The sequence below is a fragment of the Empedobacter sp. UBA3239 genome (assembly GCF_002362875.1).
In the GTDB taxonomy this organism is placed as follows: Bacteria; Bacteroidota; Bacteroidia; order Flavobacteriales; family Weeksellaceae; genus Empedobacter; species Empedobacter falsenii_B.
The window spans coordinates 84,924-107,869 of record NZ_DEVJ01000039.1 but is presented as its reverse complement, the minus strand read 5'-3'; the positions used below and the strand labels follow the sequence as shown (position 1 = coordinate 107,869).

General features: G+C 31.4%; 20 protein-coding genes. 11 read left to right on the top strand and 9 right to left on the bottom strand.

Translation table 11 applies throughout. The annotated features are described in order from the left end of the window. Window positions 1-237: 237 nt before the first annotated feature. From B4G36_RS05450 to B4G36_RS05405, 10 genes are all read left to right on the top strand, one after another. Complete coding sequence (locus tag B4G36_RS05450) at window positions 238-477, top strand: hypothetical protein (protein WP_038334320.1); 240 nt, start codon at window positions 238-240, stop codon at window positions 475-477. Further along, a complete protein-coding gene (locus B4G36_RS05445; RefSeq protein WP_291062572.1) occupies window positions 465-1,193 on the top strand; it encodes a hypothetical protein in 729 nt (242 codons plus the stop codon). The genes B4G36_RS05450 and B4G36_RS05445 overlap by 13 nt, the downstream gene beginning before the upstream one ends. Before the next feature lie 298 nt (window positions 1,194-1,491). Next, complete coding sequence (locus tag B4G36_RS05440; protein WP_291062570.1) at window positions 1,492-2,943, top strand: hypothetical protein; 1,452 nt, start codon at window positions 1,492-1,494, stop codon at window positions 2,941-2,943. Window positions 2,944-3,433: 490 nt separating this feature from the next. After that, window positions 3,434-4,147 carry a hypothetical protein gene (locus tag B4G36_RS05435; RefSeq protein ID WP_291062568.1) on the top strand — a complete coding sequence of 238 codons (714 nt, stop codon included), beginning with the start codon at window positions 3,434-3,436 and terminating at the stop codon, window positions 4,145-4,147. 152 nt (window positions 4,148-4,299) lie between these two features. Next, complete coding sequence (locus B4G36_RS05430) at window positions 4,300-6,870, top strand: type I restriction-modification system subunit M (RefSeq protein ID WP_291062566.1); 2,571 nt, start codon at window positions 4,300-4,302, stop codon at window positions 6,868-6,870. A 1-nt stretch (window position 6,871) separates the two neighbouring features. Continuing rightward, on the top strand, window positions 6,872-8,122 hold the full coding sequence (locus B4G36_RS05425; RefSeq protein ID WP_291062564.1) for a restriction endonuclease subunit S: 1,251 nt from the start codon (window positions 6,872-6,874) through the stop codon (window positions 8,120-8,122). Window positions 8,123-8,221: 99 nt separating this feature from the next. After that, entirely contained in the window at window positions 8,222-11,308 is a 3,087-nt protein-coding gene (locus tag B4G36_RS05420) for a type I restriction endonuclease subunit R (protein ID WP_291062562.1), read from the top strand. Between the two features lie 101 nt (window positions 11,309-11,409). Then, window positions 11,410-11,580, top strand: coding sequence for a hypothetical protein (locus B4G36_RS05415; RefSeq protein ID WP_291062560.1), 171 nt, complete (start codon window positions 11,410-11,412; stop codon window positions 11,578-11,580). Between the two features lie 138 nt (window positions 11,581-11,718). Then, on the top strand, window positions 11,719-12,048 hold the full coding sequence (locus tag B4G36_RS05410) for a translation initiation factor (RefSeq protein ID WP_291062558.1): 330 nt from the start codon (window positions 11,719-11,721) through the stop codon (window positions 12,046-12,048). A gap of 65 nt (window positions 12,049-12,113) precedes the next feature. Further along, entirely contained in the window at window positions 12,114-12,986 is an 873-nt protein-coding gene (locus B4G36_RS05405; protein ID WP_291062556.1) for a nucleoside phosphorylase, read from the top strand. A 75-nt stretch (window positions 12,987-13,061) separates the two neighbouring features. On the opposite strand, the gene recN is transcribed toward B4G36_RS05405, so the two are convergent. The 8 genes from recN to B4G36_RS05365 form a co-directional block, all read right to left on the bottom strand. Next, entirely contained in the window at window positions 13,062-14,720 is a 1,659-nt protein-coding gene (gene recN / locus B4G36_RS05400) for a DNA repair protein RecN (RefSeq protein WP_291062554.1), read from the bottom strand. Next, window positions 14,721-15,629, bottom strand: a complete 909-nt coding sequence (locus B4G36_RS05395) for a DUF4835 family protein (RefSeq protein ID WP_115000576.1) — start codon at window positions 15,627-15,629, stop codon at window positions 14,721-14,723. It lies immediately after the preceding gene. A gap of 8 nt (window positions 15,630-15,637) precedes the next feature. Beyond that, window positions 15,638-16,837, bottom strand: coding sequence for a bifunctional phosphopantothenoylcysteine decarboxylase/phosphopantothenate--cysteine ligase CoaBC (gene coaBC, locus B4G36_RS05390; protein WP_291062552.1), 1,200 nt, complete (start codon window positions 16,835-16,837; stop codon window positions 15,638-15,640). Continuing rightward, complete coding sequence (locus B4G36_RS05385; RefSeq protein WP_019973784.1) at window positions 16,837-17,160, bottom strand: DNA-directed RNA polymerase subunit omega; 324 nt, start codon at window positions 17,158-17,160, stop codon at window positions 16,837-16,839. Before B4G36_RS05385 ends, coaBC begins: the two co-directional genes overlap by 1 nt. A 27-nt stretch (window positions 17,161-17,187) precedes the next feature. Further along, entirely contained in the window at window positions 17,188-18,069 is an 882-nt protein-coding gene (locus B4G36_RS05380; protein WP_038334250.1) for an outer membrane protein assembly factor BamD, read from the bottom strand. A gap of 81 nt (window positions 18,070-18,150) precedes the next feature. Further along, window positions 18,151-18,657, bottom strand: a complete 507-nt coding sequence (locus B4G36_RS05375; RefSeq protein ID WP_291062550.1) for a ferritin — start codon at window positions 18,655-18,657, stop codon at window positions 18,151-18,153. Window positions 18,658-18,669: 12 nt separating this feature from the next. Next, on the bottom strand, window positions 18,670-19,548 hold the full coding sequence (dapA, locus tag B4G36_RS05370; protein WP_291059917.1) for a 4-hydroxy-tetrahydrodipicolinate synthase: 879 nt from the start codon (window positions 19,546-19,548) through the stop codon (window positions 18,670-18,672). Between the two features lie 226 nt (window positions 19,549-19,774). Further along, entirely contained in the window at window positions 19,775-20,242 is a 468-nt protein-coding gene (locus B4G36_RS05365; RefSeq protein WP_221854476.1) for a hypothetical protein, read from the bottom strand. A gap of 218 nt (window positions 20,243-20,460) precedes the next feature. Between B4G36_RS05365 and B4G36_RS05360 the strand changes: the two genes are divergently transcribed. Then, window positions 20,461-21,126 carry an HAD family hydrolase gene (locus tag B4G36_RS05360; RefSeq protein ID WP_291062548.1) on the top strand — a complete coding sequence of 222 codons (666 nt, stop codon included), beginning with the start codon at window positions 20,461-20,463 and terminating at the stop codon, window positions 21,124-21,126. Window positions 21,127-21,128: 2 nt separating this feature from the next. Here B4G36_RS05360 and B4G36_RS05355 read toward each other — a convergent pair whose 3' ends face one another. Continuing rightward, window positions 21,129-22,898 (bottom strand): MutS-related protein, encoded by a 1,770-nt coding sequence (locus B4G36_RS05355; RefSeq protein ID WP_291062546.1) that lies wholly within the window; start codon window positions 22,896-22,898, stop codon window positions 21,129-21,131. Window positions 22,899-22,946: the final 48 nt, after the last annotated feature.

Here is a 22,946-nt window from a genome sequence, read left to right as displayed (position 1 = left end):
TAAGTTGTTCATTGTAAATGTTTTGTAGTTAAATTAATTTACTTATTTTCAATGAAATGAACAACTATATTATTTAGTAATCAAAATGCACAACGGGTAATATTAATAAAAATTATATAATTTAGATTCAAAAGATTAGGCTTTTGAATGAAGTCAAGCTTTTATTATTACAATGGTTTCACTAAATTTGCGTATATTTATTGATGAATAATTATTGTTAATTTAATTTCTATTATTATGAATAAAGAATCAGATATACTAAAATTAGAAGAAGCAGGAGCGTTAAATCGTTTAGCTAAATCTGCATCGCAAGCTGCAATTAGAGTTTCAGAAGCATTAGATTTATCAGTTCAATATGTTCAAGGAAATCGAATCATCGAGAGAAAACCTAATGGAGAAATTAAGGTGATTAAAACAATAGATCGAATAAAAGTTCCAGCTGAATTGAAAAAAGGAGCTAAATTATGTCTAAAATAAAACGTTTGCGCGTTTTTGCTGGTCCAAATGGATCTGGAAAGTCTACTTTATTCGATTCAATCTCATCAAAATTTAATGCTGGATATTTTATTAATTCAGATTTGATTGAGAAAGAAATTTCTTTAAAAGGTTTCATTGATTTGGATCGATATGAACTAAAACTTACCGAAAAAGATTTTGAAGATTTTAAAACTGAACCTGCTTCAATTTCATTATTCGAAAAAGCAAATAACGAAGGAAAAGCAATTGATGTGCAGTTTCGAAATAATGTTTTGGTTGATAAATCTAAGTCTACACATAGTTACGAAGCGTCTTTTATTACTTCATTTATTCGAAAACACTTATTGATTAAAGGTAAATCTTATTCATTTGAAACAGTGATGAGTCATCCTTCTAAAATTGATGAAATAGTGGATGCTAAAAATCGTGGTTTCAAAACATATATGTATTTTGTCTGTATTGAAGATCCTTTAATTAATATTTCTCGAATTGAAAATAGAGTAGAAAAAGGTGGTCACGCTGTACCAGATGAAAAGGTGATTAAACGATATCATTCTACTTTAATGAATTTTTTTCCAGCTTTAAAAATTGTAGATAAAGGCTATATTTTTGATAATTCAACTCAAGAAATGAGATTATTTGCACAAGTTAAGAGAAATGAACTTGAAATAGTTTCGGATAAAGTTCCAAATTGGTTTATAAAACAACTGCAATAAAAATTTTATCTTTGTAATTATAATGGTACAAATGGACGAATTCTAATTTAGAACGCCATATATTACAAGGATTACATTAAATACTATGGATTTACAAGATCAATTAATATTCTTCTTCTAATATATTCAATCAGAATTAATTACATGTGTAACATGCTGATTTTCAAAATTTAATCAATGTTATTTTAAATAATTATTAGATCTTTCACATCACTTAAAATCATAATTCGACACTTTTTGAGTTCCCCTTTTGAGTTCCCCTTTTTGCATGGTATTATTGAGCTAAAAGTATAATATTATGATGATATTTCAATTAAAAGAAAAAATAGAAGGAAAGGAAACGAGTGTGCAATTTATTATAGCTAATGTATTTAGTGATAACAAAAGATTAAAATTTGGTGTCGGAATCACCATCAAACCGGAAGATTTCGGCAAAAAGGTTATTGATCCGAATACAAATAAACTAAAGGATCATTATAACTACAATAGAGATTTTATAAATAAATCTCGTAAACCAATTGCAATTGAATTACGCACACGTATAGCGATAATTGAATCATGTTTTACAGAAGCGAGATCTAGTTTCGAAAGAAAAAACATAATACCAACAAGTAATGATTTCAGAATAGTGTTCGATAAATTACGTGTAGAAAAAGGAATATTATCACCAACAAAAATTAAAATTCCGGGTGAAGTTAAAACGATTAATAAAAACATTGTTTCAGAATTTATAAAATTTTATATAGAAGATTGTGAATTTCAGCTTGAAAATAATACACCTATCGTAAAAGCTGACACAATTAAAAAGTATAAATCAATTTACCATCATTGGCTTAATTATGAAGAATATAAAAAAAAATCATACATATTCTCAGAATTAACAGAGGATATAGTTGTTGAATTTTTACACGTTTGTACTAAAATCAAGACTGGTAAGATTAAGTTGAAGAGTAATCATATTAAGAATAAGAGGAGTACGCGTGATCCAGAAGGCTATTCGAAACAGTCTATAGATAATATAATTGATATTTTTACCGGATTAGTAAATAAAGCTGCTTCCGAGGGTATCAAGAATAATATCAACTTGAAATCACAAAAATTACAGATAAAAAAAATAGGACGAAAGAAAGAATATTTTATTAATGAAGATACATTAGTTAAGTTAATAGAATCTAAACCAAAATCAAAATTATTACAGCAAGCAAGAGATTATGTTGTATTAGCATCTACGACAGGTATGCGTTATCAAAGTGTTTGTGAATTAAATGGATTAAAAATTGAATATATTGAAGTAGACGGAACCAAAGTTCCGGTCATTAGAAACATTGCTAATAAGACAGACAATGAAACCTATTCAACATTATTTAGACCGGCGCTAGATATTTACAAAAGTAATGGAAATAGATTTCCTAAAATCTATTCATTATCCTATTTAAATATGGGAATACGTAAACTATTCAAAGAGTTAAAAATAAAAGATACTATTAAGGTATATAACACAACGTTTGGTTCTAAACCATCTCATTCACAAGAATTAGCTTGTGATCATGTCAGTAGTCATGATTGTAGATCTACTTTTATTTCTAATATGCTATTACATGAAGTGCAACGTGATGTCGTTAAATCAATGACTCATCAACACGATCGTGGAGATGCATTTAGTTTGTATGATAAGACTTCAGTATACGATAAAGCCAAAGCATTTTATCGTGCAACCAAAAATCTAAAATCAGAGGTGTTTAATTATTAGTACCCCTACCTAGGTATCCGGTTAAATACCTACCTAGTTCTTATGTATATTACTGATGTGTAGGATGTTTTGAAAAATTTTTAAAAAATTATGCACTTAGAAATAATGTAATTATTTTAACGATAAATCCGTTTTCTTAATGTTAATGTATTGAATTGAATGATCAATATGGAACGCTACTACCTGTATAAATAAAAAACTAATGATTGATTATTAATAAGTTAATTTAATTTTTAGTTGCAACTTTTTCATTAATAATCATTTTTTTAAAGTTAAAAATTTTTTATTTCAAAAGGGGGGGCATAACTAAGTAGGTATTTTCTTCTAAAAATTGTTATTATTAGAAATTAATTAAATATAAAACACTGAATAATAAATGCATAACGATTATTTTATATAAAACTTGACTTTTGATCATTTCGTTGCTATTTATATATATGAATTGGGCATAATACGTCTAATTATAAATAAAATATTATAAAAATTATCAATGAGAATAAATTATTATATAAGCAAATCGTTCATTTTATCAACAGGAATTCTAGATTTATCAGCAGATCAAATTAAAAGAAATATTAAAAAAGTAGCTCAGGAGGAGGAAAAAAAACATCTAGAAAACTCATTACATAATGTAAATTATAAAGATCCAACAGTTCTTAAACTCAGAAACGAAAATGGTATTCAAGAATGGCACGTAAATTATTCTAGAATTAATAAGATCGGTAGAAAACGTAAGGTTAAGAATAATACTATAAATAAAGTTAATCACAATATTGATCGTGCGAAAAGGGCTATAACTCGTTTCTCTTATCAAGAACCGGAAAATCCTAGATACACAACGGAAATTACTCTAAATTTTAAAGAAAATTATGAAGCTTCATATTACGAAGAAGTTGTAAAAGAGTTGTTTGTTAGGTACAAAAAGAATATGTACTTTGTAGTAGAAAAAGACAGTGAAGGTTATTCTCATATTCATATAGGCAGTGAAGGAAAGAAAAAAGAAATTATGATACTGATGAATCACATAATAGAAAATGTACTCGGTAGATTCGATGATATGTACATTAAATTTCTTGAAGGTGGAAACTATGAATCCGATCTTCATATTTCAGACATTGTTTCTAACGATGCTTACAAAAAATACTTATCTAAAGGAAATGATGGGTTAGGTGGTGTTCAAATAAAATTTTTGAATTTTAACTGATTTAAGAGAGCCAAATTAGGCTCTTTTTTCGTTTAGAAATTTGATATATATTCCTTATTTTGCAAACAATTGTTACTTTATAGATTATTGTGTAATACCAATAATTGAATATTGAATTACAACACTATAACGTAAGCTGAATTTTATCAATTATGAATAAACAACAACTAGCCGCTAAGATTTGGGCATCAGCCAATCAAATGCGTTCAAAGATAGAAGCCAACGAATACAAAGATTACATATTAGGATTCATTTTCTACAAATACCTGTCTGAAGCACAAATCAAATTTGCATTCAAACAAGGGATGTTACAAGAAGATATTCAAAACCTATCTGAAGAAGATGCTGAAACAATGGGATACATCAAAGAAAACATTGGGTATTTCATCGCTTACAAAGATTTATTTTCAACTTGGATCGAGATGGGAAGTGATTTTGAGGTATCAAATGTGCACGATGCATTATCTGCTTTCTCTCGTAACATCGATAAAAACCATAAAAAACTGTTCGAAGGTATTTTTGATACACTACAAACAGGGTTAAGTAAATTAGGAGAAAGTTCTGCTGCAAGAACCAAAGCAATTAGCGACTTATTATACTTAATCAAAGACATCCCAATGGATGGCAAACAAGACTACGATGTATTAGGATTTATTTACGAATACTTAATCAGTATGTTTGCGGCTACAGCGGGTAAAAAAGCAGGGGAATTCTATACACCTCACGAAGTGTCTCAATTAATGTCAGATATCGTTGCACACGAATTACAAGACCGTTCAGAGATTCAAATTTATGACCCAACGAGTGGTTCGGGATCGTTATTAATCAATATCGGTAAAAGTGTGGCGCGTTATATGGATAACGAGAACAACATTAAATATTTCGCCCAAGAATTAAAACAAAATACATACAATCTTACACGTATGAATTTAGTAATGCGTGGAATTTTAGCAACCAATATTGTCACGCGTAATGCCGATACATTAGAAGACGATTGGCCTTATGTAGATGAAAACAATCAATTCGATCCGTTATATGTGGATGCCGTAGTTTCTAACCCACCGTATTCTCAGAAATGGGATCCAGAAGGGAAAGACCACGACCCAAGATATAATTACGGATTAGCACCAAGTTCTAAGGCTGATTTCGCTTTCCTTTTACACGATTTATACCACTTAAAACCAAACGGAATTATGACCATCGTTTTACCACACGGGGTATTATTCAGAGGGGGTGAAGAAGGAACAATCCGTAAGCAATTAATCGAAAACAACAACATCGATGCAGTAATCGGTTTACCGGCTAATATTTTCTTCGGTACAGGAATTCCTACGGTCGTATTAGTGGTAAAACAAAAACGCCAAGGCAACGATGTCTTAATCATTGATGCATCAAAAGGATTCGAGAAAGTAGGGAAAAATAACAAATTACGCACTTCAGACATCAAACGCATTGTAGATACTTACACAGCGCGTCAAGATGTGGAGAAGTATGCAAAAGTTGTATCGAAACAAGAACTTCGCGACAACGAATACAACCTAAATATTCCTCGTTATGTAGACAGTAGCGAAAAAGCAGAAAGTTTCGACATATTTGCCACAATGTTCGGAGGGATTCCGCAACAAGAAATTCAAGAGCTTAAAGCATACTGGGAGGCATTCCCTACCTTACGTGAACAGTTATTCGAAACAGTTTCTCCAGAAATGGCAAAATTAAATGCGGTGGATATTACGGCTACGATTCAAGCAAACGACGAGGTAAAAGCATTTAACCAAGCTTACAACGAAGCATTAAATGCTTTTCCAACCTATTTAAAACAACGTTTAATCGAGGGATTAGAAAAGGTAAGCATCGGGCGCGAAGAAGCAATACTAAGTACAGAGATATTCAATCGTATCAACCATATTCCGTTAATCGATAAATATGCGGCTTTCCAATTACTAAGCGACCAATGGGAAACCATTGCAGGGGACATCGAGATTTTACAGACAGAAGGGATTCAAGCGGCTAAATGGGTAGACCCGAATTTAGTCATCAAAAAAGTGAAAAAAGTAGACACAGAAGTACAAGACGGATGGAAAGGCCACATCTTCCCATTCGAGTTGGCGCAACAAGTCTATTTACAAGATGAGGTACAAGCCTTAGAAGAGGCTCAAAATCGTTCAGCAGAAATTACAGCAGAAGTGGAGGAGTTGTTCGAATCACTTTCAGAGGAAACAAAAGACAGCGATTTAACAAACGAAACGAAAGATAAATTAGTGGCCGGTGAATTAACGAAAACGGTGAAAGAAATCACAGCCCAAATTAAAAAAGGTACAGTTTATGGCGAAGAAGACGACGAAACAAAATTAGTGCGCATCAGTAGATTACAAGCCGAATTAAAAACAGTAAATAAAAAAGTTACCGACCAAACGGCCGCTTTACATTTGCAAACTAAAAAGGTCATCGAAGAGTTAACAGACGACCAAGTAGATCACTTATTGGTACAAAAATGGATCACGCCTTTAGCAACAGCTTTAGACGAAATTCCAACGAATAAGTTAGACGAGTTAACACAAAAAATCAACCATTTAGCAACAAAGTACGAAACGACTTTGGTAGAGGTTGATGCACAATTAAAAGAGAGCCAGTCTGCTTTAGCAACAATGATGGACGACTTAACGGGTACCGAACACGACATCCAAGGAATTAAAGCATTACAAAATCTTTTAAACATTGGGTAAGATGGAACAGCATAAAAACGTACCAGCCATTCGATTTAAGGGGTTTCAAGAGGAGTGGACTGAAAAAAATATTACGGAATTATCGAAAGTATTTATTGGATTAGTTACTACTATGACTAAATTTTATACAAATAGTGGAACTTTATTAATAAGAAATTCTGATATAAAAAATAATTATTTTGAATTTGCTGAAAACCCAATTTATCTTGAACAAAAATTTGCTGATCAAAACTCTAGCAGAAAATTATTAATTGGTGATGTTGTAACCGTTCATACTGGAGACGTTGGTACGTCAGCAGTAATTTCAGAGAATGAATTTGGAGCAATAGGTTTTGCAACAATAAACACAAGGGTAAACAAAAAAATAATATTACCAAACTATTTATCAACTTTTTTAAATTCTAGTAAACATAAAAAATTTGCGATTCAAAATTCAACAGGTGATGGTAGGAGTAATTATAATTTAAAAGATTTTTTTAAATTAAATATTCCTTTAACTTCGATTGAAGAACAAACCCAAATCGGTAACTTCTTCAAAAACATAGACGAGCAGATTAACTTACATGAACAAAAACACCAAAAGTTAGTTAATCTAAAAAAGGCAATGCTAGAGAAAATGTTCCCAAAAGAAGGAGCCAATGTTCCCGAAATTCGTTTCAAAGGGTTTACAGAGAAATGGGAGGAAAAGATGTTGGGTGAAAAAATAAATATTGGATCAGGATCACGTGTACATAAAAATGAATGGATTAATAAAGGTGTCCCATTTTTTAGATCAAGTGATGTTGTTTCTGCATTTAACAATAGGGAAAATTCTAAAGTTTATATATCACTTAAACTATATAATGAATTAATTTTAAAATCTGGAAAATTAAATAAGGGAGATTTATTAGTTACTGGTGGAGGAACAATAGGTATACCTTATATTATTAATTCTGAAGACCCAATATATTCTAAGGATGCAGATTTATTATGGTTTAAAGTTGATGATAAGATTAGCAGCAATTATTTATTTTATTTCTTTTGTTCTGAAGTTTTTAAAAATTACATAAAGAAAATTTCACATATCGGAACAATTTCACATTATACAATTGAACAAGCTAAAAATACACCTATTAAAATTACTTCTCTTGAAGAGCAACAAAAAATTGGAGCTTATTTCGAGCAATTAGATAATTTAATCCAGCAAAGCCAAGTAAAAATCGAAAAATACAAAAACATCAAACAGGCCTTATTACAAAAAATGTTTGTTTAACCTAGACCTACACTACTAAAACACGACAACTATGAACACTTTTACTTCCGAAGCGGCTTTCGAGGAAGCTTTGGTACAAAACTTAGCCAAACAAAAAGGTTGGGAAACAACATTTTAAAAAATGTTACAGAAAAAGAATTAATTCAAAATTGGGCAAACATCCTATTCGAAAACAACAAAGACATCGATCGGTTAAACGATGTGCCTTTGTCGGATGGAGAAATGCAACAAATTTTAAACAAAATACAAGAGTTACGTACGCCCCTTAATTTAAATGGATTCATTAACGGGCGTTCTGTAACCATCAAAAGAGATAATCCTGCCGACCAATTACACCTAGGGAAAGAAGTAAGTCTTAAAATTTACGACCGCCGAGAAATTGCTGCTGGTCAAAGCCGTTACCAAATTGTGCAACAGCCACGTTACAACCGCAAGTCCGAGTTCCGTAACGACCGCCGTGGCGATGTTTTGCTGTTAATCAACGGAATGCCTTTAATTCACATCGAATTAAAGAAAACCAAAGAAGCGGTGAACGAAGCGGTGAAACAAATAGAGAAATACACCTACGAAGGTCATTTTACAGGTTTGTTTTCATTAATTCAAATCTTTGTAGCAATGACACCCGACAAAACGGTTTATTTCGCTAATCCTGGGGTTGATGGGGTATTCAATTCAGATTACCAATTTGAGTGGGCAGATTTCAACAACGAACCGATCAAAGAGTGGACGGCAATAGCCGATCAATTTTTATCCATCCCAATGGCACACGAACTTATTGGGTATTATACCATTGCAGATGGGACAGACGATATATTAAAAGTAATGCGCAGTTACCAAATTTATGCAGCCAGTGCAATTTCTTCGCGTGTAGCTTTAACTAATTGGGCTAAACCCGATATTCGGGGGGGATACATTTGGCACACAACGGGTTCAGGTAAAACAATGACGAGTTTTAAATCGGCTCAATTAATTGCTTCGTCCAAAAATGCAGATAAAGTCATCTTTTTATTAGACCGTATCGAATTAGGGACACAGTCGTTAGAGCAATACCGTGCCTTTGCAGACGAGAGTTTAAGCGTGCAAGCAACGGAAGATACCTATGTTTTAATCAACCGATTAAAAAGTAACGATCCTGCCGATACATTGATTGTTACATCCATCCAAAAGATGAGCAACATCGAAAGTGATACGGATGGTTTAAAAAGTAGTGATCTAGAGATTATGCGTGCCAAAAGAATTGTGGTCATCATAGACGAAGCGCATCGTACGGTATTTGGAGAAACAATGTTACCTACCATTCGTCAAACGTTTCCAAACGCCGTATTTTTTGGGTTTACGGGTACGCCAATCCAAGAGGAAAATAAACGCAATGATTCGGATACTTCTACCATTTTTGGGAATGAATTACACCGTTACAGTTTAGCCGATGGGATTAGAGATAAAAATGTGTTAGGTTTCGATCCATATAAAGTGCTAACGCATAAAGACCGTGATTTACGTCGTGTAGTAGCCTTACAAGAAGCAAATGCCATTGATGAAGAAGACGCTTTAAGTGATCCTAAGAAAAACGAAATCTACAGTAAGTTTATGAACCCGGCTAAAGTAAAAATGGCAGGGGATTTAAATAGTGCTGGGAAATACCAAAAAGGGATTGAGGATTACGTAAAAAGTGTACAATACGAAAGACCAGAACACCAAAAAATTGTAGTCAAAGACATCAAAGAAAATTGGGTAACGTTTAGTAGTAACAGTAAGTTTCACGCCATATTCGCGACAAGTAGTATTGCTGAAGCGATTGAGTATTTTAATCTTTTTAAACAAGAATTTCCAACGCTAAAAGTTTCTGCTTTATTCGACCCGAACATTGATAACAACGCTGGTTTTCAATTCAAGGAAGAAGGGTTAGAATCAATTTTAAAAGATTATAAAGAACGATTCGGAAAGCATTTTACAATGAGTACTCACGCAGCATTCAAAAAAGACATTGCTAACCGTTTGGCACATAAAAAACCCTATACTAGAATTCATACAACTCCTGAAGAACAATTAGATTTATTAATCGTAGTGGATCAAATGTTAACTGGATTCGATTCAAAATGGGTAAATACACTTTATTTGGATAAAAAACTTGAATACGAAAACATTATTCAAGCATTTTCGCGTACCAATCGATTATTCGGCATAGAAAAACCATTCGGTACAATTCGTTATTACCGTTTCCCTCATACGATGGAACGTAATATTAATCGTGCCGTTAAATTATATTCGGGCGACAGACCGTATGGCTTATTTGTAGACCATTTGGATGTCAACTTAGAGCGCATCAATTTTATGTTCAATGAAATTAAGTTGTTGTTTGAAAATGCAGGTATTTCAGAATTTAAAAAGCTTGCAGACGATTTATCAGTGCGTGCTAAATTTGCAGAAACATTCAATATTTTGACTAAAAATTTAGCGGCGGCTAAAATCCAAGGCTTCTTTTGGGATAAATTGAAATACGTCTTCAATGAAAATAATCCTAAACTTAAAAAAGTAATCGAAGTTGCTTTAGACGAAACAACCTACAATATTTTAGTAACTCGTTACAAAGAATTAGCGCAACAGGGTGGAGATACTTCAGGTGGTTCAACAGAACACATCCCTTTCGAAATCGACAATTATATTATGGATATTGATACGGGTGTTATTGATACCAATTATATGAACAGTCGATTTGAGAAGTTCTTAAAATCATTAAATCAAAAGGATTTAACACCAGAACAAAACCAAGCAATCTTAGACGAATTATACAAGTCATTTGCAACATTATCCCAAGATGAACAAAAGTTTGCAAACGTATTCTTAAATGAAGTACGAAGTGGTAACATTACGTTGGATCCAACAAAGACATTCAGAGATTATATTTCAGAATACCAATTCAAAGCGAAAAACGAATACATCAATAAATTAGTAGAAGCTATTGGCGTAGATCCAGAGAAATTAAAACAATTAATGAATACCCATATTTCGGAAACTAATCTAAATGATTTCGGAAGATTCGGTGCATTAAAAGATTCGGTAGATCGTGCCAAAGCAAAAACTTATTTTGAAGCTAAAGAAGGTACATCATTACCCCCTTTTAAAGTAAGTATTAGAATCGACAATTTATTGAAAGAATTCATTCTTAAGGATGGATTTGAAATTTAATTTTTTTTTTTCAATTTTCTTTGGATTAAATTTTTTTTCTGGTAGTATTGTTATAGATGATTGAGATAAAAAAATCTTACTAATCACAAAAATATATATATATGAAAAAAAGAATTTTTCCAGAGGAAGTGAAATCGTATTTAGGTATAAAGTCTGATAAGGCTCTTAGAGATAGAGAAAAAGCCGGACTTAATGTACGAAGAGATCCGGGGTCTAACCGAAAATATTATTATGAAGAAGATATAATAAATTTCACGAAAATGAAAATGTAGTAAAAGGAACACTTAAGTGTTCCTTTTTTTTATCTTTGTATATTCCATGTAAAATCAAGGATGGGTTCCCCTTTTAGTTCCCCTTGTGATTTTTAGTGATAGATAAGTATTGAATATCAATAGATTATAAAAATAGAAATGGATTTACAACATCAATTAAAAAATCTTTTTCCTGATCATATACCTGAGCCAGAAGAAGTATCAAATGAAGAACAACATGAGTTATGGATTCAGAAAGAACCATTGATTTGTAAGTTTGAGAAACGAAAAGGGAAAATAAATACAATTATAGAAGGTTACGAAGGAGAAACAGAAGATTTCAAACTTTTAGCAAAAGAAATTAAGCAATTTTTGGGTGTTGGAGGGAGTTTTAAAGACGAACAAATCATCATTCAAGGAGATTATCGCGACAAGATTATGGCTTTCCTGAAAGATAAAGGGTTTAAAGTGAAAAGAGTAGGTGGTTAATAATTTCTTTACAATTATTACTGATAAAAATTGTATATTGTTCTCTTATTTTTAATTATAAAATCATGAGTAAAGCAGCATCAGAATTAGTTTTAAATGCAGACGGAAGTGTTTACCATTGTAATATAAGACCAGAGCATTTAGCAGATACTATTATAACTGTTGGTGATCCAAATCGTGTCGAAAAAGTTTCAAGACATTTTGATACAATCGAGCACACAGCAAGCAAAAGAGAAATTGTAACGCATACAGGAACGTTGAATGGTAAACGTTTAACAGTTATTTCGACTGGTATGGGAACGGATAATATTGATATTGTTTTATCTGAGTTAGACGCTTTGGCTAACATCGATTTAGAAACTGGAGAGATCAAAAAAGATTTCAGAAAATTATCATTTGTTCGTATGGGAACTTCTGGAGCTTTGCAAGCGGATATTCCTGTTGATAGTTTCGTTATTGGTTCTCATGGTTTAGGTTTAGATGGACTTTTGCATTATTATGTTGGGAGTGAAGCGGTGATGAATAAAGAGGCAGAAGATGCTTTTATCAAACATGTTGATTGGTCGCCGAAAAAAGCGCGTCCATATTTAGTAAAAGGATCTGATTTGTTGTTAGATAAATTGGCTTCTGAAAAAACAATTCAAGGAATAACGGCTACAGCTTGTGGTTTTTACGGACCTCAAGGTCGTTATTTGAGATTGCAACCAAATCCAGCCGATATTAATGAGCGTTTAACAAGTTTTAATTATGAAGGTTTAAGAATCTCTAATTTCGAGATGGAAACTTCTGCAATTTATGGATTATCAGCGATGATGGGACACGAAGCGTTATCAATAAATGCAATTGTTGCGAATAGAATTTTAGGTGAATTTAGTGCCGATTCTTACAAAGCAGTTGATGCAATGATTGAATATTCGTTGGAAAGATTAACGAAATAATTCCAGAATTAATTATACAAAACAAAAGCTCGAGAAAATTCTCGAGCTTTTTTGATTTTATATAATTTAAGAATTTTAATTCAAATTCATTAATTCTTTTGCTTGATTGATTGCTGCATCTGTCAATTCTGAACCAGAAATCATTTGTGCAATTTCTTCTAAGCGTTGTTGTTGAGAAAGCACTGTCACGTTTGTTTGCGTTGTTTCGTTTACGACTTCTTTGTAAACTTTTAGCTGATAATTTCCTTTTGAAGCGACTTGTGGCAAATGCGTAATCACTAAAAGCTGCATATTTTCTGCCATTGTTTGCATTACTTTTCCTGTTTCATTCGCAACTTTTCCAGAAATTCCTGTATCTATTTCATCTAAAATTAATGTAGGCAAATGTTGATGAGTTGCCAATAATTTTTTAATCGCTAACATCAATCGAGAACGTTCTCCACCAGAAACAGATTTCTCAAAAATACGAGGTTCCATTCCTTTATTTGCTGAGAATAGAAACAAAACTTCATCTTTTCCAGTTGCTGTAAAATCTGCTGTTTCGTTTAATTGAATGGTTAATTGAGAATTTTCCATTCCCAATTGTGACAACGTATTCAAGATATTTTTTCGGATAATTTCGATAGAAGAAAATCTATTTTTTCTAATTTTAATTGATTGTTTTTCAAGTTTTTCTGAGATTGAATTCAATTCTTTATTTAAGTGAATAATTAAATCACTCAAATTATCAAAACCAGAAGTTTGACTTTCTAATTCGTCACGTTTAGCAATTAATTCTTCAACAGAAATCACATTATGTTTACGCAATAATTTATGAATCAAATCGTAACGATCAGTAATTTCTTGTAATCTTTCAGGATTAATTTCAGTCGAATCTATCAAACTACTCATTTCACCCGAAATATCTTGCAATTCTATTTTTGATGAAATTAATCGCTCGTAAATCAAATTGTATTGCGAATTATAATCCGAAATTTTATTCAATTTATTGCTTGCTTCATTCAATTGAGAAATTATTCCCATTTCAGGATGCTCCAAAAATTGATAAGTTTCATTCAAAATCGAAATAATTTCTTCTACATTTGATAAAGATTTTATCTCGATTTCCAATTGTTCTAATTCCTCATTTTTTAGCGAAGCATTGTTCAATTCTTCCCACAAATGCAATTTATATTCTAAATCTTGCGATTGATTTTCTAACGAATTTTGAGCATCTTTTATCTTTTTCTTTGTTGAAATATAGTGGTTAAAATCTTTCCTATATTCTTTCAATAAGTCTTTGTTTTCTCCGTAAATATCCAACATCGAAAGTTGAAAATCAGCTTCAAAGATTTTAGGGGTATTAAATTGAGAATGAATATCAATCAATAATTCTGATAATTCCTGTAAAATAGAGACTTTAACAGGTGTGTCATTGATAAAAGCACGCGATTTTCCAGAAGGTAATAATTCTCTTCTCAAAATAGATTCGTCTTCATAATCTAAATCATTCTCTTCGAAAAAATCATTTAATTCAAGATTTTTAATCTCAAAAACAGCTTCGATAATACATTTTTCATCAACATTTTTCAAGGCTTTTAAATCGGCACGTTCGCCTAAAACTAATTTTAAAGCACCTAACAAAATCGATTTTCCAGCACCAGTTTCACCGGTAATTGTGGTCATACCTTGATGAAAATCAATCTCCAATTGATCGATAATGGCGAAATTATTAACGCGAAGAGTTTTTAACATTTACTTTTTCAATTTATTCCAATAATTGTCGTTGTATTTTGGCGCGATTGAATTTAAAATTCCTTTCAGTTTCTCGATATTCACCGTAGAAACCTGTCCGCCTGAAAATACTTGACTAATTTCGCTATTTTTTGCTGTTAAGAAAAGTTCTAAAGGATAAAATTGAGAATAATTTCCTCTTTGGTAAAATTCTAACTGCAATAGAGTATTTCCAATAGCATTTTTACCACGAACTTCGTTCTCAGACATAATGTCTAAGCCGTTTCTATGATATTGATAGATGATATTTCGAAGTGTAGAATTATCCGATTTTAAAATATTGTTAATTAAGGCGGTACGCGATTTTATTCCATCTAATTCGCTCCAACCAGAGAAATTATTGTTCGCTTGACCGAAATCTGCAATTTTCTTCGCCATTTTGAAATACTCTGTTCCGCCTTCTTTCGCAAATGTATCTGCATCATATCCCAAAACTAAATAAATGTAATACGTCAATACATCTGTCAAATTTTTTCCACTGAATTTACGATCATTGAAAATTAATTCTTCAGATTCTTGGTATTGAAACGTAAAATTATCGTCAGATAAATTAAGAACAGGCGTATAGTACGTTGAGTTAAAAACAGGACGACGAGATTGTACCAAAATAGTACCTTTCATTCTGTTTCCCTCACGTTCCGTTACATTGATGACGAAACTAGCTTCAATTCTTTCGTATGTTTTTAAACGATCATTTGTCCATTTTGTTGAATTAATAAACGTTTTTAATGATCTTTCTAAAGTTTGATAAACCTGTGTATTAGATCCCTGAACCTGAGAATAATCGACTTTTACATCTGCAATAATATTTTGCGAGAAAGCCGAAATAGCTAAACACGACGAAAAGAAAATTGAGGCTAATTTCTTCATAATAAATTTTATAACTTATTTAAAATGACATTCAAAATATCTTTTGCAACATCTGTTTTTGATTTTGCATCAAATTGTTGCATCGATAAATCTTTATCAATAATTGTAATTTTGTTTGTATTCTTCTGAAAACCAGCTTCTTTATCTTGCATCGAATTAAGAACAATAAAATCAAGATTCTTTTTGGCTAATTTTTTCTTTGCATATTCTTCTTCGTTATTCGTCTCTAATGCAAAACCAACCAATAATTGATGTGTTTTGATTTCGCCTAACGATTTTAGAATATCAGGATTTTTCACCAATTCGATAATTAAATTATCATCGTTTTCTTTCTTAATTTTATGCTCAGCCATTTTTTTTGGACGATAATCTGCAACAGCCGCTGACATTACCACAGCATCAGCATCAGCAAAATTAGCGTGCATCGCTTCGTACATATCACGAGCAGAAACAACATTTATTCGATCGATAGGAAAACCTGTAACAGATTCGTGACTTGGACCACTAACCAAGGTAACTTTTGCACCCAAATTAGCAGCAGCTTTTGCAATCTCGTATCCCATTTTTCCCGAAGAATAATTACCTATAAAACGAACAGGATCTAAGTTTTCGTATGTAGGACCAGCAGAAACTACTACTTTTTTTCCGTGAAGTGGGAGAGTAGCTTCGATTGTACTTTCCAAAAACGCAATAATGTTTTCAGGTTCAGCCATTCTACCTTCTCCAATTAATCCACTTGCTAATTCTCCAGCTTCAGCAGGAATACAAATATTTCCGAAAGATTCTAATTTAGCAAAATTTTCTAAAGTTGATGGATGTTTGTACATATCCAAATCCATTGCTGGAGCAAAATATACAGGACATTTAGCCGAAAGATAAGTTGCTAGAACTAAATTATCACATGTTCCATCTGCCATATGTGACAACGTATTTGCTGTGCAAGGTGCAATAATCATATAATCTGCCCAAAGAGCATATTCCACATGATTATTCCAATCCCCTTTATCACCGAAAAATTCCCATTCGACAGGATTTTTAGAAAGTGTGGAAAGTGTAAGTGGAGTAACGAAGTTTTGAGCTTCTGGCGTCATAATAACTTTAACATCAGCTCCTTTTTTGATTAGCCCTCTAACAAGAAAAGCGGCTTTGTAGGCCGCTATTCCGGCAGAAACTGCCAAAAGAATTTTTTTACTATGTAAAACAGACATTATTTATCCTCATTTGGATTTCTGTAATATACGTCATTGTCTAACCATTCCTTAACCGCAATAGAAGTCGGTTTAGGTAATCTTTCGTAGAATTTTGAAACTTCGATTTGCTCTCTATTTTCAAAAACTTCTTCTAAAGAATCTGTATGTGCAGCAAACTCATCCAATTTCTGAATTAATTCAGTTTTCATTTCTTGGTTGATTTGTTCTGCTCTTTTACCCATAATTACAATCGATTCGTATAAGTTTCCTGTTTTCTCATCGATTTTATTACGATCATAAGTTTGTGTTGTTGGTGCTGCACCGATATCCTTGAAATTCATAATGAAAGAATTTTATATATTTTACTATTATTTATTATTTTGCTCTTTGCTTAATTCAGCTTGATCAGCTTCAAATTTCTTTTTAGCTACTTCTATATCAGCTAATTGTTTTTTAGTCTCAACCATATCTTTGTCGATTTTCTCCATCAATTTATCAGCTTCTGCTTTAAATTTTGTTTGCGGATAATATCTTGTTAACAAAAGATATTGCGTTCTGGCATCTTGTAAACGTAAATCTTTGTTTTCGATACGAGAGAAATTTAACGCCAATTCTGTTTTAGAACGTAATGAATACATCATTGCTTCTTCACGAAATTTAGAATCTGGATATTCATCAACCATATTGTCAAAAGAAACTCCAGCAGCCTTATATTTCATTGTTTTGTAATAAACTTTAGAAATTTCGAAAGACTTTAATTCTAATTTTTGTCTAAGTTCTGTAATATAATTATTCGCTTCTGCAACGTGTGCTGATTCTGGATACGAATTGATAAATCCTTGTAACTCACTGATTGCTGTGTACGTACTTGTTTGATCCAAGTCATATTTTGGCGAATCTTTGTAATAAGAAAATGCCGATTTGAATAAAGCTTCTTCTGCACGGCTATCCATAGGATAAGCTCCTGCAAAGCTTTTGAATTGATGTCCTGCTAAACGGAAACTTTTTTCGTTAAAGTTACCTTGTGCCATATTATAGGCAATGTCCGCAGATTTTTCTGTTCCTACAAATGATGTAGAAATTTTTTCATACAATTCGTTTGCCAAATCATATTTACCATCTTGATACAATTGTGTAGCCAATGTAAAGATTTCGTCTTTATCCGTACTTTTCATCGCTTTGTTATAGGTCTTGTTACAAGACACTAAAGAAGCGCCAATTAAAACTACTAAGCTTAGTTTTTTAAACATTCTGCAAATTTAATAAAATTTGAGGACTAAAGTATAAAATATTTTTTTCTTATCCTCTTAATAAAATCTCAAAGTTTTGATTTATTCCAATGTTGTTACTGAGCTTAATGTAACTATATCACGATCAAATAGATATAAACCTCCTTTGTCAGATCCAATCATTTCTAACTTATCTAAGATATTTCTGGCTAATTTTTCTTCCTCAATTTGCTCAGAAACATACCATTGCAAGAAATTGTGAGTTGAATAATCTCTTTCTTCCAATGTTAAGCCTACAATGTCGTTAATTGATTCAGAAACAAAGCATTCGTGGTTTAAAATTGCAGTAAAAACTTCTTTTAATGTTGTGAAATCTTGTTTTGGTTCTTCAATTTGTGGAACAAACGCTTTTCCGCCTCTTTCGTTAATAAATTTAATTAATTTTAACATATGCATACGTTCTTCGTCTGCATGCGAGTACAAGAAATTTGCAGTTCCTTCCAAACCTTTCACTTCTGCCCAAGAAGCCATAGCTAAATATAATTGAGAAGAATCTCCTTCTAATTTTATTTGTTTGTTTAATGCGTCTAATATTGTATCTTTTATCAAAGCTTTATTTTTTTAGATGTTTGATAATAATTGGTTAATTTTTGTTGTCAAGTTAGCTGATGCTGGAACTAAAGGTAATCTTGTAAATGGTTTACAAATGCCTTTGTTATCTAAAACAGCTTTTATTCCGCAAGGATTTCCTTCCTCGAAGATAGCACGTGTAATTTCTACAACTTTGTAATGACCTTCGTAAGCAGCAACAACTTCTTTGTTGATTGCTTTGCGAATCATATCTGTAAAAACAGTTGGAACACCTTGTCCAATAACAGAAATAACACCAGAACCTCCAGCTAAAGTCATTGGAACTGCGAATTCATCATCACCAGAAATAATATTGAAATCTTCGCGTGTGTTTTTACGAATAATATCTGTTGATTGTAAGAAATCTGGTGAAGCTTCTTTAATCGCAACAATATTTTTGAATTCATTTGCCAAACGAATTGTTGTATCTGCTGAGATATTAGAACCCGTTCTACCAGGAACATTATACAAAATGATGTTAGCATCTGTACTTTCTGCAATCGCTTTATAATGTTGGTAAATTCCTTCTTGATTTGGTTTATTATAATAAGGAGAAACTGTAAGAACTGCGATATAATCACTCAAATCTGTTTCTTGATATTCATTAATAACTTCTGCCGTATTGTTACCTCCAATACCCAAAACCATCGGAACACGATTAGCATTCGCCTTCTTTATTGTTTCAATTACCTGTTTCTTTTCATCCTTTGTAAGTGTTGCTGCTTCTGCAGTAGTTCCCAAAATAACTAAATACTCAACACCGCCATCGATACTATAGTTTACTAAATTTTCTAATGCAGCATAATCTACGGTACCATCTTGTTGAAAAGGCGTAACCAAAGCAACTCCTGTCCCAATTAATTGTTTCATCTTCTATAAATGTTATTAAATCTAATACTAAGTTAAAATTCGGAATTATATCTTGAATAATCAAATAATAGTGTTAATCTATAATTGGTCTTAGATAAAATCCAAAATCTTTCAAAAATAGCGATTAATTTATAGGAATAAAATTAATTTAAGCCAATGTTTTATGATTTTACTTATAAAAAAAAACCACTCAAAACGAGTGGCTCATATTATTTCTAACTTTAGATTAGTTAAATGTATATTTAAATCCTAAAGAAAAACGCCCAGCTTCGAAGTTAGAATCGTTTGTTAGATTCCACCAAGGTTTCCAATCAAAATGTAAAGCCAATGGAGCAGAAGGAATTTTGTATTCTAAACCAGCTTGTGGACGAATTGCAAAATAAGTTTTATCCTCAAATTTACCTCCATCTACAAAAGATAATTGAGGTCCAACACCAACATACCATCCTAAGCCATTTGTACCAGAAAAAGGTTGATTATACGTATAATCTGCACCTAAAACAGTAACATGATCTCCAAACATCACCTGTACATTACCAGCGTTTTTACCATCAAAAGAGTGTTTGAATTGTGGACCTACTAATGTTTCTCCATCTCCTAAATCTACAACAACACCTAAAGCATTTTTATAGTTTTGAGCATTTACTTGAGAAATTCCTAATGCCATTACAGCAACTAATAATACTTTTTTCATTTTTATTAAATTTTCAGTTTTTAACTTTGTTATACCATCTATTTTACAAAAAGCGTGCAAATGTTATCTTAATGTTAAGTTTTAACATTTTTAATCGAATAATAATTATATATATTGCTTTGTATGAGTAAGATATTTGGTTAATTTAAAATCATTCTAAAGTTTAAACTTTTACATTATTCTCTTAAAAAAGTTAATTTTGTAGAAACAAAACAATAATGATTAAAACTGTAATTTTCGATATGGACGGCGTAATCGTCGATACAGAACCAGTACATAAATATGCTTATTTCGAACATTATAAAGAACTGAATATTCCAGTTACGGAAGAATTATTTGCTACATTTACAGGACAATCGACAAAGAATGTTTATCAAATTCTGAAAGATAAATTTGATCTGAAAGAAGAAGTGAACGATTTGGTTTTGAGAAAACGTACCATCTTTAATGAAGCTTTTGACACAAAACCTGATTTGTATTTGATTGACGGGGTTGAGAGTTTGATTAAAGATTTTTACAGTAATGGAATCGAACTGATTTTGGCGTCCTCGGCTTCAAAATCGACAATTGATCGAGTTTTTAATCGTTTTGAGTTGAATCAATATTTTACGCATAAAGTTTCTGGCGAAAACTTTCCGAAGTCAAAACCAGATCCTGCTATTTTTCTACATGCAGCTGATTTGGCTAAATCTAAACATGCTGAATGTATAGTTATCGAAGATAGTAAAAATGGAGTGGAAGCGGCTTTCCGTGCGAATTTGTATTGTTTAGGTTACAAAAGTGCAAATTCGAAACAACAAGATATTTCAAAAGCAGATTGTATTGTAGATGATTTTAATACGATTGATGCAAATTTTATTAAAGAATTTGAATTAACAATTTAAGATTAATCAATAATCTTAAATTGTTTCATTAAGAAAATGGCATTCATCATTTTGGTTGTGCCTTTTCTTAATTTATAATCTGAATAATAATTGTTGTCCACATTTTTTAATTCGAAACAATAATTAATAATATGATCCGGATTTTCACCTTCCATTTTCGTTAATTCTAAATCGTGAGTCGCGATAAAACCAATCAATTTTGTAGGAGATTTAATCAATTTTTCTAAAAATTTTTGCGAACCAATTAGTTTATCTTCTGAATTTGTTCCTTTTAAAATCTCATCTAAAATGATGATTTGTGGTTGATCATTTTCTAAACGTTCAATCAAAATTTTCAATTTATTAATTTCATTTTTGAAATAAGAATCGCCAGAAGACAGATTATCAACCGTTCTGATACTTGTAAATAAATCCATTGGGTAAAATGACATTTTTTCTGCACTCACTTTTGCGCCGTTCATCGCTAAAACCAAATTTGTTCCAACTGTTCTCAAAAAAGTACTTTTTCCAGCCATATTTGCACCTGTAATAATCGCAATATTGTTTGGACGATTGGTTTCAAAATCATTTTTTATAACTGTTTTTTCATCTAATAAAGGATGAAAACCATTCGTAATTTTTAATTCATAAGGTTCTTCAACAATTTCTGGATACGTAAACATTTTGTATTTATCATTAAAAATAGCAAACGATACAAAAGTCTCTAATTTAGCCAATTCATCTAACCAAGGTTTGATTTGATGAACCGTTTTTTGAATTTCATTTTCAAATTTGATCGAATAATGTAAACGCCACAAGAAAAATGTATTCAACACAAATCCGACAATCGGGAAATTTGCTGCATCTAAAGTTTCTTTTGTTGAAGAAATTGTCTTGATTAAATCCGATGATTTGAAAGGATTTACAAATGTATTTTGAATTTCTACATTCAGTTTTGATTCAAAATTTTCATTTTCTATATGTCGAAAAACTTCATATAAATTATCCAATTCATCTGCTTTCATTGTCGTATAAGCCACAATTCGTCTTAGTTGTTGCTTATAAAACATGTAAATTGCATTCGAAACAATGACTGCACCTAAAATCCAATAAAAAACAATTTCTTTCGGAAAACCAATAATTGCTAAAGCGATAAAACACAAAATATTCAGAACAGAAAAGATGAGTGGAAATAATTTTATTGAATCAGTATTGAATACACGATTTTCGAACACAAAAATTGAAAATTGATTCATGTTTAATCGCTTTGTAAATGTCAAAAATGTCACAATCCAATTTCTTTTTTCAGCCAATTCTGTAAATGCATTTTGTCTATCAATAATTTCTGATTTGTCTAAAATCAAATTCGATAAAAAATGTTTCAACTGTAAATTTCCAATTCGAGTTTGCGTTTTATTGATTCGATTGAAGATTGAATTTCCTTCTAGAATATCTAAATCTTTGTTGTAAACATTATTGAATTGAGAATTATCTTCAACAAATTGATCGATAGAATCATCCGTTTTTATTTGATTAATAATTTCTAATGCTTGAATTGAATAATTGAGTTGCGAAGAAATTTTAGAAGTTTTAACTACTAAAACGATGAAAACAATAAATAAAATAGAAGAAATAATCAAATACAAATTGTTGCTCGACGTAACATAAAGCAAGAATAATACAATTGAAATAATAAATGCAACAAGTCTGATATTGCTGATTTTATTCTTTTTAGATTTCAATATATTAAAATCATTTTGTAGTTTTTCTTCTATTTTTAGATAGTCTTCCATTCTTAATTTTATTTCTGATTAAAGGTAGTGGTATAAATAATAAAAGAG

What these genes read in the sequence shown, in the direction of transcription:
- B4G36_RS05450 (WP_038334320.1), top strand. Translation starts at nt 238, where the DNA reads ATGAATAAAGAATCAGATATACTAAAATTAGAAGAAGCAGGAGCGTTA.
- B4G36_RS05445 (WP_291062572.1), top strand. Translation starts at nt 465, where the DNA reads ATGTCTAAAATAAAACGTTTGCGCGTTTTTGCTGGTCCAAATGGATCT.
- B4G36_RS05440 (WP_291062570.1), top strand. Translation starts at nt 1,492, where the DNA reads ATGATGATATTTCAATTAAAAGAAAAAATAGAAGGAAAGGAAACGAGT.
- B4G36_RS05435 (WP_291062568.1), top strand. Translation starts at nt 3,434, where the DNA reads ATGAGAATAAATTATTATATAAGCAAATCGTTCATTTTATCAACAGGA.
- B4G36_RS05430 (WP_291062566.1), top strand. Translation starts at nt 4,300, where the DNA reads ATGAATAAACAACAACTAGCCGCTAAGATTTGGGCATCAGCCAATCAA.
- B4G36_RS05425 (WP_291062564.1), top strand. Translation starts at nt 6,872, where the DNA reads ATGGAACAGCATAAAAACGTACCAGCCATTCGATTTAAGGGGTTTCAA.
- B4G36_RS05415 (WP_291062560.1), top strand. Translation starts at nt 11,410, where the DNA reads ATGAAAAAAAGAATTTTTCCAGAGGAAGTGAAATCGTATTTAGGTATA.
- B4G36_RS05410 (WP_291062558.1), top strand. Translation starts at nt 11,719, where the DNA reads ATGGATTTACAACATCAATTAAAAAATCTTTTTCCTGATCATATACCT.
- B4G36_RS05405 (WP_291062556.1), top strand. Translation starts at nt 12,114, where the DNA reads ATGAGTAAAGCAGCATCAGAATTAGTTTTAAATGCAGACGGAAGTGTT.
- recN (WP_291062554.1), bottom strand. Translation starts at nt 14,720, where the DNA reads ATGTTAAAAACTCTTCGCGTTAATAATTTCGCCATTATCGATCAATTG.
- B4G36_RS05395 (WP_115000576.1), bottom strand. Translation starts at nt 15,629, where the DNA reads ATGAAGAAATTAGCCTCAATTTTCTTTTCGTCGTGTTTAGCTATTTCG.
- coaBC (WP_291062552.1), bottom strand. Translation starts at nt 16,837, where the DNA reads ATGTCTGTTTTACATAGTAAAAAAATTCTTTTGGCAGTTTCTGCCGGA.
- B4G36_RS05385 (WP_019973784.1), bottom strand. Translation starts at nt 17,160, where the DNA reads ATGAATTTCAAGGATATCGGTGCAGCACCAACAACACAAACTTATGAT.
- B4G36_RS05380 (WP_038334250.1), bottom strand. Translation starts at nt 18,069, where the DNA reads ATGTTTAAAAAACTAAGCTTAGTAGTTTTAATTGGCGCTTCTTTAGTG.
- dapA (WP_291059917.1), bottom strand. Translation starts at nt 19,548, where the DNA reads ATGAAACAATTAATTGGGACAGGAGTTGCTTTGGTTACGCCTTTTCAA.
- B4G36_RS05365 (WP_221854476.1), bottom strand. Translation starts at nt 20,242, where the DNA reads ATGAAAAAAGTATTATTAGTTGCTGTAATGGCATTAGGAATTTCTCAA.
- B4G36_RS05360 (WP_291062548.1), top strand. Translation starts at nt 20,461, where the DNA reads ATGATTAAAACTGTAATTTTCGATATGGACGGCGTAATCGTCGATACA.
- B4G36_RS05355 (WP_291062546.1), bottom strand. Translation starts at nt 22,898, where the DNA reads ATGGAAGACTATCTAAAAATAGAAGAAAAACTACAAAATGATTTTAAT.